Origin of the sequence: Sphingomonas sp. Ant20, assembly GCF_000783375.1 — a bacterium.
GTDB lineage: Bacteria > Pseudomonadota > Alphaproteobacteria > Sphingomonadales > Sphingomonadaceae > Sphingomonas > Sphingomonas aerolata.
The window spans coordinates 21,330-34,067 of the sequence record NZ_JRVI01000010.1 but is presented as its reverse complement, the minus strand read 5'-3'; the positions used below and the strand labels follow the sequence as shown (position 1 = coordinate 34,067).

General features: G+C 68.2%; 6 protein-coding genes and 3 pseudogenes. All 9 read right to left on the bottom strand.

Features of this window, described 5'->3' with window-relative positions; translation table 11 throughout:
• Window positions 1-1,527, bottom strand: a pseudogene (locus tag NI18_RS02900) (alpha-L-fucosidase); the annotation flags it as partial.
• A gap of 18 nt (window positions 1,528-1,545) precedes the next feature.
• On the bottom strand, window positions 1,546-3,843 hold the full coding sequence (locus NI18_RS02895; RefSeq protein WP_037527958.1) for a GH92 family glycosyl hydrolase: 2,298 nt from the start codon (window positions 3,841-3,843) through the stop codon (window positions 1,546-1,548).
• Window positions 3,840-5,186: a glycoside hydrolase family 125 protein gene (locus tag NI18_RS02890; protein ID WP_052148950.1), complete on the bottom strand. Its 1,347-nt coding sequence runs from the start codon at window positions 5,184-5,186 to the stop codon at window positions 3,840-3,842. Before NI18_RS02890 ends, NI18_RS02895 begins: the two co-directional genes overlap by 4 nt.
• 105 nt (window positions 5,187-5,291) lie before the next feature.
• Window positions 5,292-5,723 carry a fibronectin type III-like domain-contianing protein gene (locus tag NI18_RS26365; protein ID WP_306286208.1) on the bottom strand — a complete coding sequence of 144 codons (432 nt, stop codon included), beginning with the start codon at window positions 5,721-5,723 and terminating at the stop codon, window positions 5,292-5,294.
• 88 nt (window positions 5,724-5,811) lie between these two features.
• Window positions 5,812-6,615, bottom strand: a pseudogene (locus tag NI18_RS26360) (glycoside hydrolase family 3 C-terminal domain-containing protein); the annotation flags it as partial.
• Window positions 6,510-7,793, bottom strand: a complete 1,284-nt coding sequence (locus NI18_RS26355; RefSeq protein ID WP_306286207.1) for a glycoside hydrolase family 3 N-terminal domain-containing protein — start codon at window positions 7,791-7,793, stop codon at window positions 6,510-6,512. The gene NI18_RS26355 and the pseudogene NI18_RS26360, both read right to left, overlap by 106 nt.
• A complete protein-coding gene (locus NI18_RS02880; RefSeq protein ID WP_037527957.1) occupies window positions 7,790-10,375 on the bottom strand; it encodes a glycoside hydrolase family 2 protein in 2,586 nt (861 codons plus the stop codon). Before NI18_RS02880 ends, NI18_RS26355 begins: the two co-directional genes overlap by 4 nt.
• The gene (locus NI18_RS26350) at window positions 10,375-11,415 is read right to left on the bottom strand and encodes a chitobiase/beta-hexosaminidase C-terminal domain-containing protein (RefSeq protein WP_347574794.1); all 1,041 of its coding nucleotides are present in this window, start codon (window positions 11,413-11,415) and stop codon (window positions 10,375-10,377) included. The genes NI18_RS02880 and NI18_RS26350 overlap by 1 nt, the downstream gene beginning before the upstream one ends.
• A pseudogene (locus NI18_RS26345) lies at window positions 11,396-12,661 on the bottom strand (beta-N-acetylhexosaminidase); the annotation flags it as partial. The gene NI18_RS26350 and the pseudogene NI18_RS26345, both read right to left, overlap by 20 nt.
• Between the last annotated feature and the right edge of the window lie 77 nt (window positions 12,662-12,738).

Genomic DNA, 12,738 nt, shown 5'->3' with positions numbered 1-12,738 from the left:
GGGGCGGCGGCGATCGACCAGCGCGTCGTGGCCACGATGCTCGGGTCCGACGCGACGACGGTGGCGACCGCGGCGGGCGCGACCTGGCGGAAGAGCGCGATTTCGCGGATCGCGGGACAGGCCGGCGCCTCAAGGATTCGCAGGCGCAGGCGGCGGGCTGTGACCGGCGCGGGCAGGCGGATGATCCGCTGCGCGCCGATGCAGGCGTGCTGTGCCAGTTCACGCCACCGGCCGTCCACTTCGGCATCGACCGCAAACCGCGTCACGCGCAGCCCGAGCGGGAGATATTCGCGCAGGCGGATGAGGTCGAAGGTTCGGCCGGGGGGGAAGGTCGAGCACGAGGCTGGGCGTCGTGATGCCGTCGGCGGTCGACCAATAGCTGTCGGCGCGACCGTCGAGAACGTTTGCCGGCGAAAAGCCTGCGCCGCGGCTCTGGCTGGCGGTCGCGACCGCGCCCTGGGCGAGGTCGCGCGCGAAGGTGGCGGCCTGCGCGGTGCCGAAGGATTTCAGCACGGCGACGTCGATATCGGCGAGGCGGCCGCGCCGGTCGGGCGGCAGGTTGAGGTTTAGGTTGGTGCCGCGACCGACCGACTCGTCGTACAGCTTTACCAGCCGCGCGGGCGTCTTGACCTTCGCATCCTCGTCCGCGTGATAGAACCAGCCCGGGCGGATCGAGACGTCGGTCTCGGCCGGCCACCAGAGCGGCGCACCCCGCACGCCCGAATTGCCCTCGCTCTGGACATAGGGATGGTTCGGCATGGTCGGCCAGCAGGGATCGCCCGCGACGCCGTCCTCATTGCCGACCCAGCGGACATCAGCGCCGAGCGGATCGAAGGTGCAGGCCATCGGCTGATGCTGATGGACCAGCGCGACGATCGACGGCCAATTGTAATATTTCGGCGCATCGATCTTCCGCGTGTCGCGCGCGCCGCCATAATAGCCGTCGCCGCCATTGGCGCCGTCGAACCAGAATTCGAACAGCGTTCCATAGCGCGTGCAGAGCTCGACCACCTGCTTGCGGAAATACTCGACATAGGCCGGCCGGCCATATTCCGCGTGATTGCGATCCCAGGGCGAGAGGTACAGGCCGAAATCGAGCCCGGCCCGCCTGGTTGCGCGCTCCATCTCGCCGACGACATCGCCCTTGCCGTTCTTGTACGGGCTGTTGCGGATGCAATGCTCGGTCAGCATCGTCGGCCACAGGCAGAACCCGTCATGATGCTTGGCGGTCAGGATGATGCCGCGCATGCCGCCTGCCTTGGCCGCCGCAACGATCTGGTCGGGGTCGAAATCGGTCGGATCGAAGAGCTTGGGATCCTCGTCGCCATAGCCCCATTCGCGATCGGTGAAGGTGTTGATCGAGAAATGGACAAAGGCATATTGCTCGCGCGCATGCCAGGCGAGCTGGCGTTTCGACGGCGTCGCACCCCATGGCCTGGGGGCGGCCGCGCGGGTCGCCGCGAGCGCAGGCGTCGCGGTTGCGGCCAGGCCCGATGCGAGCAGGAGGCGGCGGGAAACTTCGGTCATCAACGTCTCCATGGGAATTCAGGCGGCGGGGCGGCCGAACGAGGGGGGGCGGTCAGCGAGCTTCGCGCCGAACGCGGGATCAGGGGTGGCGGACATGGTGAAGCGCAGCGTACCGCCCGCGACGAGATCGGCATGCGCGATCCAGCTTTTCGTCCAGGGCTTGCCGTTCCAAGTGACCGCGGTGACATAGGGCGTATCGGCGCGGTTGCCCGGCGCCTCGATCACGACCTTACGCTTGCCCCCGACCTTGAGTTCGGCGCGGGTGAAGAGCGGCGAGCCGAACACATAGACCGCCGCGACCGGATCGACCGGGTAGAGGCCGAGCGCTGACATCACGAACCATGCGCTCATCTGGCCGCAATCGTCATTGCCGATGATCCCGTCGGGCGCGCGCTTGTACATCGTCGTCAGGATCTTGCGGACCAGCGCCTGCGTCTTCCAGGGCTGGCCGACATAGGCGTAGAGATAGGGCACGTGCTGATCGGGTTCGTTGCCGTGCGCATATTGGCCGATCAGCCCCGAAATGTCGGGCGGCGCGTCCTTGGGCAGCGTCGAAGGCGCGGCGAACAGCGCGTCGAGGCGCGCAGCGAACTTCGCATCGCCGCCGAAATGCGCGATCTGGCCGTAGAGGTCATGCTGGTTGAGGAAGGTCGTCTGCCAGCCATTGGCTTCGGTGAAGTCGTGGTAGCGCTTGATATGGCCGAGCTGGATCGGGTCATAGGGTGTCAGCCAGCTCCCATCGGCAAGCTTAGGCCGTGCAAGCCCAATCGTCGGGTCGAGCACGTTGCGATAGTTCCGGCTGCGTTCGCGCAGGCGGGCGGCGTCGTCGGTCGCCCCGGCCTTCGCGGCGAGGGCGGCCATCGCCCAGTCGTCATAGGCATATTCCTGCGTCCGGCTGACCGACTCGTCGACCTGATCGGCGGGCAGATAGCCACGCGCGATATAGGTGCCCCGCGCGCGGCTGTTGACGAGGTCGGGGGCCTTGGCGTCGAACGCGCGCGTGCGGATCGCGGGCCAGGCGGCGGCATAGTCGGCGTCGATGCCCTTGGCCGCGGCCTCCGCCATGATCGCGACCGAATGCCAGCCGATCATCGTGCCGGTCTCGACCCCCTGGAGCGGCCAGCAGGGCGGGCCATAGGCGCTCTGCTGCGTCTGGCGGACCAGGTCACGGACGAGTGACCGCGCGCGATCGGGCGCGACCAACGTCAGCAGCGGGTGGAGCGTCCGATAGGTGTCCCAGGTCGAATAGGTGCTGTAGGCCTGTTCGCCCTTGGGCACGCTGTGGACCAGCCGGTCGAGCCCGATATAGCGGTCGTCGACATCCGAAAAGAGCGTCGGCGCGAGCATCGCATGATAGAGCGCGGTGGCCATGACGACGCGCTGGTCGTCGCTGCCACCGTCGATCTTCACGGTCTTGAGCGCGTCGGCCCAGTCGCCGATGGCCTGGCGCCGCGCGGCATCGAAGTCGCGCGAGGCCGAGGCGGCGAGGTTGGTCCGTGCGCCCGCCATGTCGACCGCGGAGACCGCAGTGCGCACGACGATCGGGGCGGAGCCCGCATCGTCGTAGTGCAATACCGCGCGCACGCGGTCGGCGGTCGCGATCGCGCCGTTGACGACTTGGTCGCCCGCATGGAGCGTGATCCGGTCCGGCTTGCGCGAGACCTGCATCGCGAAGTGGATGCGGCGCCCCTTGGCCCAGCGGAAGGTGCGGCGGCTGCCGATCAGGATGCCGTCCGATTCGAGCTCGATCCGGCTGTCGTCGATCAGCGGGCCTTCGCCCGGGCGGCTGTCGCGGTAATTGCCGAGGTCGATCAGGAGATGCCCGGGGCCGGCGGGAAAGCGGTGCCGCTGCCAGCCGACGCGCGCTTCGGCGGTGAGTTCGGAGCGAACGCCGTTGCCGAGCGTGCAGGCATAATAGCCGGGCTCGGCACTCTCCTGTGCATAGGTCTGGCGATAGCCTTCGCCAGGCTTGTCGGGTGCGCCGGGGCGCAGCTTGACCGGGCCGCGGGCAGGCACGACGAGCACGTCCATCATGTCGGCGATGCCGGTGCCCGACAGATGCGTGTGCGAAAAGCCCATGATCGACGGGTCACCGCGATGATAGCCCGAGCAGTTCGCCCAGTTCTCCGTATCCGTGTCGGGACTGACCTGGACCATGCCGAACGGCACGGTCGCGCCGGGATAGGTATGGCCGTCGCCGCCGGTCCCGATCCACAGATCGGGCACCGCGCGCGACCGGCCGGCAAAGGCCGGCATCGCGCCGGTCAGCGCCAGCGCACCGGTCGAGCCGAGCAACGCGCGTCGCGTGAGCCTCATAACGGCGCCGCCAGCAGCGCAGGGCGGGTATCGGCAAGATGGACGAGCAGTTCCCCGAACAGTCCGTTCGTCCAGGCGAACCAGCTGCGCGTGAACTTGGCCGGATCGTCCTTGTCGAACGCCTCGTGCATGAAGCCGGTGTCGGCATCCGTATCGCGCAGCATTCTGAGGCAGCTGCGGACGGTCGCGTCGTCGGCGCCGGCAAGCGCGCGGATGATCAGCGACATCGGCCAGATCTGGCCGAGCCCGACATGCGGGCCTCCGATCCCCTCCGCCTTGGTGCCCTTGAAGAAATAGGGATTGGCGTCGCTCCAGGCCGCGTCCGAGGTGCGGCGCCAGAGCGGGTCGGTGGCGGGAACGCAGCCCATATAGGCGAGCGCGGACAGCGACGGCACGTTGGCGTCGTCCATGAAGACCGCGTTGCCGAACCCGTCGACCTCATAGGCCCACACCTCGCGGCCGTCGCGCAGCCGCATCTTGCCATGCGCGTTGAGCGCGGTCTCGACCTCGGCCGCGAGCGCGGTGGCATCAGCGGCGAGCGCGGTATCGTTGCGCGCCTCCTTCGCGACGACGGCCAGTTCACGCAGCGTCGTCACCGCGAAATGATTGGCGGGGATCAGATAGGGATAAAGGCAGGCATCGTCGGACGGACGAAAACCGCACTGGATCAGGCCGTTCGGCTTGGCGGGATTGCCCCAGCCCTCGAGCGCCATCGTCTCGGTATTACGGTTCGAGGCGCGCAGGAAGCTATAGGGTCCGCGGCCGTCCTTGCGCTGCTGCTCGCGGTAGGTGCGCAGGCTGGCGCGTGCTGCCTCGGCCCAGGTCGCGTCGAACGGGGTTGCGTCGCGCGTCGCCTGCCAATAGCCATAAGCGAGACGCATCGGGTAGCAGAGCGAGTCGATCTCCCATTTGCGCTCGGCGACACCCGGTTTCATCTCGGTCTGGTCGTGCAACGCCCAGCTCAGCTCGGTCTTGCCGGCGGGATCCTCGAGAAACGCATTGGCATAGGGATCGAGCAGAATCGATCGCGACTGGCGGGCGATCAGCCCGCGGAACACCGTGCGCAGCGCGGGATCGTTGCGGACGAGGTGAAGATAGGGGCGGAGCTGCGCCGAGCTGTCGCGCAGCCACAGGCACGGAATGTCACCGGTGATGACGAACGCGTCGGGGGCACCGCCGATGGTCGACATCCGCACGGTCGTGTCGAGCGTGTTGGGATAGCAGTTGCCGAACATCCAGCGCAGCTTCGGATCGGCGATCCGGGCCGAGACGCGGGCGATCTCGCGTTCCACCGCCCGGCTCTTGAACAGACGGTCGGCGACGGCGGGGCGCTTGGAGGGCAGGTTCGGGCGGGCGGCAAAAGCAGGGGTGCCGACGAGCGCGAGCCGCCGGCGATCAACGAACGGCGATCGATCATTTGGGCAGCCCCACCGCTGCGCCTGTGATCGTCAGGTCGGTCCATTGTCCCTCGCCGTCGCCGGGCTGGCCGCCGCCGACATAGAGGCGATAGCGCCGGGCTGGATCGTGCGCGTGCCGTCCCGCGCGACGCTGCTCATCGAGCGGGGATCGAGCGCGAACGAGACGGTGCGCGACTGGCCGGGCTTGAGCGCGACGCGGTCGAAGCCGACGAGCTGGCGCTGGAGCACCGCGGTGGTCGGACCGCCTCCGGTGGTCGCGGTCGGGACGAGATAGGCCTGAACCACCTCTTCGCCCGCGCGCACGCCGGTGTTCGAGACCTTCGCCGCGAGCGTGAGCGGCTGGCCGGCGGCGACGGTGAGGCTGGGTTTTGCCGCGGCATAGCCGAAGCTGGTATAGCTCAGCCCGTGGCCGAAGCCCCAGAGCGGCTTGCCGGTGAAGTAGCGGTAGGTGCGCTCCTTCATCGTATAATCGATGAAGGCGGGCAGGTCGCTGGCGGACTTGTAGACGGGTGACGGGGAGACGACCCGAGGGGTTGTTGAGCCCCGCCAGCGTCTCGGCAATCGCGGTGCCGCCGGCCTGGCCCGGATACCAGGCGGTCAGGATCGAGTCGGCGAGCGACGGATCGACCGCCACCGCGCTGCCGCTGGTCAGGACGAGGATCACGGGTTTGCCGGTCGCGCGCAGTGCTTTCAGCAGCGCCTGTTGCGCAAGCGGAAGCCCGATGTCGGTGCGGTCGCCGCCGACGAAGCCGGGGACACTGACCGACAGCGCCTCGCCCTCGAGATCGGGCGACAGGCCCATCACCGCGACGACGACATCCGAAGCGTTCGCGGCGGCGACGGCGGCGGCGAGCATCGGCGCGGCGGGCGGCGTCCAGAGCAGGCGGATGCCTTCGTCGTCGCTGCGGTGATCGAGTTCGAGCCGGAAGGCGGCGGGCTTGCCGTCGCTGGAGACCGGGATCTCGACGCGGCCCTTCTTGATCTCGCCGGAGGTGAGCTGGCGGTCGCCGATCCAGAGGCGTGCGACGTCATGGACCGAACAGTCCTTCCAGCACGCCGGGACGTCGATCACCAGCGTATAGTCACCCGCGGCGGGCGGAGTGAAGACGCCCGACCAGCGGACGCCGAAGCTGCGGCCAAGCCCAGGCGCCGGACTGACGCGGTTGAGGTCCGCATCGATACGGCGTTCGGTTCGCGTCAGGACGGGCGTGCCGCCGGTCGTCCCGGTTCCGGCGAAATACTCCGCCTTCAGACCCTGTGGGAAGACGGTCTCGGGCACCACCACCGGCGCGCCGTCGGCGAGCACCGAGCCCTGGGCATAGCGGACATTGGCGGCACCGAACTGCTTGCGGATACCGTCGAGCGGGGTGACCGGGGCGACGGCGGTGCGTGATAATTGCCCTGGAGCACGCCGATATCGTCGGCATTGGTGCCGATCACCGCGATCCGGCTGCCGGTCTTGAGCGGCAGGCGGCTGGCGTCGTTCTTGAGCAGCACGATCGACTTGCGCGCCGCCTCGAGCGCGAGCGCACGGTGCGCGGGGGTGTCGACCTGATCGGTGCCGATCTTGCTCCACGGGCTGTCGCCGCCGAACGCGATGCCCAGCGCGCGGCGGGCACGGAAGGCGCGCGTCAGCGCGGTGTCGACCTCCGCCTCGCTCACCAAGCCCTGGCGGACCGCGGCGGGGAGGCCGGCATAGGCGGTGCCGCAATTGAGATCGGTGCCGCCCCTGATCGCCGCTGCCGCGGCGCCGGGCGTGTCGAGCCGGTAGTGGTGATAGGTGCTGATATTACCGACCGCGTCGCAATCCGAGACGGTGAAGCCGGTAAAGCCCCAGTCGCGCCGCAGCCGGTCGACCATCAGCGGCGACGATGCGCAGGCGGGCACCCCGTGGATCGAGTTGTACGCGCACATCAGCGAGAGCGCCTTGCCCTCGGTCACCGCCAGACGGAAGGCGGGCAGGTAGGTTGCTTCCAGATCCTGCGGGCTGGGGTCGACGTCGAAACTGTCGCGCCCGGCCTCGGGGCCGCTGTGCACCGCGAAATGCTTTGGCGTGGCGACGACCTTGGGGTGGAGCGGGTCGGGGCCCTGAAGGCCGCCGATGAACGCGACACCGAGCCGCCCGGTCAGATACGGATCCTCGCCATAGGTTTCCTGCCCGCGCCCCCCAGCGGGATCCCGGAAGATGTTGATGTTGGGCGACCAGATCGTCAGCCCTTCATAGATGCGGCGATCGGCATTGGCGGGCTTCGCATTGAAGCGCGCGCGTGCCTCGGTTGCGACGACGTCGCCGATCTTGCGGACGAGCACCGGATCCCAGGTCGCGGCCATGCCGATCGCCTGCGGGAACACGGTCGCATGACCGTTGCGCGCGAGACCGTGCAGTCCCTCGTTCCACCAGTCATAGGCGGGCAGGCCGAGCTTCGCATCGGCGGGCGCGGTGCTCTGCAACTGTGCAGCCTTTTCCTCCATCGACATGGTGGCGACCGCGGTGGCGACGGGATCGGCGGAGGCGAGCAGGAGCCAGATCATCGGGCAAGGGTCCTCAAGGTGAGCGCTTTGCGCAGTGTGGCAGGCGACGCGTCCGACGCAACGGCGACGGTCCGCGTCTCGCCCGGCAGAAGGTCGAACCCGTCATCGGCGGGCTGCGCCGCCACGTCCCCGAAATCGAGCATGACCGCGCGGGCGAAGTGGCTGGCGGTGATCGTCGCGGTCGAGCCCGACCAGGTGACGCTCAGGCCCGGATCGGGATAGGCCATGTCCTTGGGCAACGCGCGTTCGATGATCGCCCGGCTGACGACCGTGTCGCCGACGATCAGCTCGGCGACCGCATAGCTGGCCCCCGGCGCGGCGCTGCCGAACAGCGTCGCATCGGGCAGCGTCGCGGCGAGCGTCGACGAGAGCGGCGGCAGCGTCGCGGGCGTGGTGGTGTCGTTCAGCACGGTGCCCGCCATGTCCATCGCGCGCACCCGCCAGCGCGCGGCGATCGGCGTGGTCGCGTCGGAGATCAGCGAGATCCGCGTCGCGCCGTCCTTGTGCTCCGCGGCGATCGCCTGGGGTGCGAAGAAGCGCCGCGCGGCATAGTTCAGCAGCTTCCACTGGCCGTCATGATCGATGCTCGCCCAGCTGATCGAGGGCCAGACGTCGTTCAGCTGCCAGTAGAGCGATCCCATCGTCACCGGGCGGCACGCACGGTGATGCAGCGCGGCGATGCGGATCGCCTCGGCCTGGTTGACCTGCGTCAGGTACACGAGATCGGCGAAATCCTTCGCCGGGCGCAGGCGATCGCGCAGATACATCAGCAGCCGCTCATTGCCCTCGCCGGCGAGGAACTTCTGATGCGCCTTCATCACCGGACTGTCGGCGGCAAGCGGTCCCTTGCCCGCGAAGGCGCGGATCGTCGCGAGGTCCGGCATCGCCTGGAAGCCATATTCCGACATGAAGCGCGGGCAGCTGTCGAGATAGCGTTCGACCGGTTTCGATCCGGACCAGACATCCCAGAAATGGCGGTCGCCATTCTTGTCGGTGTCGGTCGGGCCCATATAATCGGTCGAGGGGGAGCCCGGCCAATAAGGCGTGCCGGGCGAATATTGCGTCACCGCCTGGCGCAGCACGCGGTCGAACAGCACCGCCATGCCCGCGCCGATCCGCTCCTGCTCATCCGCGCCGACCGCCTTCTTGAACGCCTTGCGATCGGACCAGTTCTCCCAGCCCGATAGCACTTCGTTGCCGCCGGCCCAAATCACGACCGAGGGATGCGAGCCGATCCGCGCGACCTGCTGCTCGGCCTCGATCCGGACATTCTCGCGGAACGCAGCATCGGGCGGCGTGACGCTGCCGCCGAACATGAAGTCCTGCCACACCATCAGCCCCATGCGGTCGGCCAGGTCGTAAAAGGCGTCGTCGAGATAATAGCCGCCGCCCCAGACGCGGATCATGTTCATGTTGGCGTCCGCTGCGCCCTTCAGGATTGTCTGCATATAGGCGGGGGTGACGCGCGACGGGAACATGTCGAACGGGATGAGGTTCGCGCCCTTGGCGAAGATCGGCGTGCCGTTGACCTTGAAGCCGAAGCTGCCGTCCTTGCGGATCAGTTCGACCGTGCGCAGGCCGATCCGCCGCGTGACACTGTCCTCGGCGGTCGCTTGCGCGCCCGCGAGCGAGGCGGTGACGGTATAGAGCGGTTGCGCGCCATAGCCGATCGGCTGCCAACGCTGCGGCGCGGCGATCGTCAGCGGGAGCGAGACGCTGTTGCCGCCGGCGGCGAGCGTGACGCTACGGTCGACCGTGACGGCCTTGCCGTCGGGACCCGTGACAACGGCGTGCACAGTCGTGCGACCGGGCGTGTCGGCGACGATGTCGAGCTTCGCCGCGATCCGCGCCTCGGCGTCGCTCAGATCCTCCTGCTCGACCCGGAACGTCTCGATCCGCGCCTCGTCCCAGATTTCGAGACGGACCGGGCGCCAGATGCCGATATTGACGATCCGGGGACCCCAGTCCCAGCTGTAATGATATTTGGGTTTGCGAATATAGGGCGAGGTCTGCTTGCCCTTGGGCTCGTCGCCGAACGCGCTGTCATATTCGCCGGGAAGCGGATTCTTTTCCGCGAGCACCATCGGCTGCAGCGTGCGGATCGGCGAAGCGATCGTCACCAGCACCTCGTTGCGGCCAGGCTTCAACGCCGATTTCGCGTCCACCCGCCAGCGACGGTGCGCGTTGTCGGTCTTCAGCAGCGGCGTGCCGTTGACGGTGACGGTCGCAAAGGTGTCGAGACCGTCGAATACGAGATCGAGATGGTCGCGCGCGAGCATCGCGGGCGTGACGTCGAGCACGCGGCGGAACTGCCACCGGGTCAGCCCGGCCCACTGGATTGCGCCCTCGTTCATGCCCTTATAGGGATCGGGGACGCGGCGCGCGGCGATCAGGTCCTGCTGGACCGACCCCGGCACCGTGGCCGCGAGCCATTTCGCCTCGCGCTTGTGCGCGGCGACCGCGCTCGTGTCGGTCGGATCGATCCGCACCTGCCAGTCGCGGTCGAGCGTGACCACCGTCTTCGGGGCCGAGATCGCGGGCGAGGCGAGCGCGAGGAGAGGGAGAAGGAACCAGCGACGCATCAGCGTGTCTCCGTGAGTTGCATCCGCTCGACCGCATAATAGGGATCGGACGTGGGGGAGGTGAATTGCAGGCAGATGTCGCGGTCGCCGGTCAGCGCGGGCAGGCGGCCCCTGATGCTGAACCGGGTGGCGGCGGTTGCCGGATCGGGGAGCGGGAAGGTGCCGGCGACGACCGGCTTGGCACCCGCCACGGTGCAGCCGACGAGCACGATCAGCTCGCCGTGCGGGGTGACGTTATAGTGCCGGCGCAGCTTGGTATCTTCATGCGCCAGCGCATAATGACGCGGCAGGCGGGCGATATCGATCGTGAAGCCCTTTGCGACGTCCATCGGCGCGGCGGGATAGGCGGTGCACAGGTCGAACAGGTCGATATTGTACACCGGCGCGTTCGCCTGCGCCTCGGGCGTCAACGGCACGCGTAGCGCGAGCGATCCCTTTGGACAGGCGACCATGTCGGAAGCAGTTCGCGTCAGCAGTGCCTCGCGGCCGGTATCGAACAGGCGTGGCTCGGCGATCTGCTGACCGGCGGCGTCGAACGCGGCGGCGCGGATCTTGACCCCCGGTTTGATCGACAGCGGTGCCGTATAGGCGGGCGACCGCGGGCCGGGGGCCTTGCCGTCGAGCGTGTAGCGGATCGTGCCATAGGGCGCCTGCGTCGCCAGCGAGACCTTGGCGCTTTTGGTGCGCAGCGCATCGCCGCGCGTGCCAGCGAGCGTATAGTCGACCGCGAACGCGCTGTCCGCGACCTGCATGCCGGAGGTGCGCCAGCGGCCGATCTGCGGCTGGACCCGCTCGAGGAAACTGCCGAAGTCGCGCTTGTCCTTGCCCGACCAGGTGATCTCGGCGAGCGCGGCGGCGCGTGGGAAGATCAGATGCTGCATCTGATAGGGCGTGACGATATATTCGCTCCACAGATTGCCCTGTGCACCGAGCACGTGATGCGCCTTTTCGCGCGGGGATCCCCGCGGGCATCGGCTCGTATTTGTAGACGGTCTCGAGAGACTGGATCTCGATCCGGCCCGGCGGTTCGTCGCTGCGATCGCTTTGCAGGCTGTTGAGGTAGAGCGTCGGTGCGGGTGAGAGGACGACGTCGTGGTTCTGGTTCGCGGCCTCGACCGCGCCCTTCTCGCCCCGCCACGACATCACCGATGCGGAGGCGGGGAGGCCGCCTTCGAGGATTTCGTCCCAGCCGATCAGGCGGCGGCCCTTGCTGGCGAGATATTCGCCGAACTGGTCGATCATCCAGCTCTGCAGGCCATTCTCGTCCTTGATCCCGAGCTTGACCATCTGCGCCTGGACTTCGGGGCTGCGTTCCCACTGATCCTTGACCGCCTCGTCACCGCCGAGATGGACATAGGTGCCAGGGAAGACCGCCATGATCTCGTCGAGCACCGTCTTGACGAAGGCGATGCCCTTGGGGCCGGGATTGAAGAGATAGGGGTTCACGCCCCAGTCGCTGCTGACCTTCGGCGTGTCGCCGAGGACGCCGAGGTCGGGATAGGCCGCGACGAGCGCCTGCGCGTGGCCGGGCAGGTCGATCTCGGGGACGACGACGATGCCGCGCTCGGTCGCATAGGCGACGAGCTTGCGCAGCTCGTCCTGCGTGTAGAAGCCGCCGACCTGCGTGCCAGGCGCCTTGCCGGTCGAGGGGGACGTCCGGACGCTGCCGATCGCGGTCAGCCGGGGATAGGCCTTGACCTCGAACCGCCAGCCCTGATCGTCGGTGAGGTGGAGATGGAGCGTGTTGAGCTTCACCGACGCCATCTGGTCGACGATCGCATAGAGCGAGGGCAGCGACTGGAAATGCCGCGCGGTATCGATCATCAGCCCGCGCCAGCCGAAGCGGGGGGCATCGTCGATCGTGACCGCTTGAATCCGGACGGGCTGGCCGAACGCGCGATCGGGGCTGATCAGCTGCGCCAGCGTCATCGCGCCATAGACGAGCCCGGCATCGCCCGACGCCGCGATCCGCACGCCGGACGCATCGACCGTCAGGCGATAGGCTTCCGCACCCTTGATCGTCGGATCGCGGTCGATGCGGATCATGCCGCGCGCGCCGGTCGCCAGCGTCAGGCCGCGTTCGGTCTTCACATGGGCGAGGAGCAGACGGGCGGCGGCGGTGGTGCCGGCATCGCCGGGATCGGCGGACACCGTGCTGCCGTCGCGATCGTCACGGTGCCGGTTCCGCGCGTCATCGCTGCGGGTTGCGGGACGAGTGGCAGGCGGTCCTGGGCATCGGCCAAACCGGTGGTGCCGAGCATCATGCCGGTCGCGATAAGCGCGCATCCGAAACGAGGGGGTGCGTTTGACCGCATGATTTCTGCTCCCGGTAACCGGCTCCTCACGGCCGCTGGTCGGGGAAT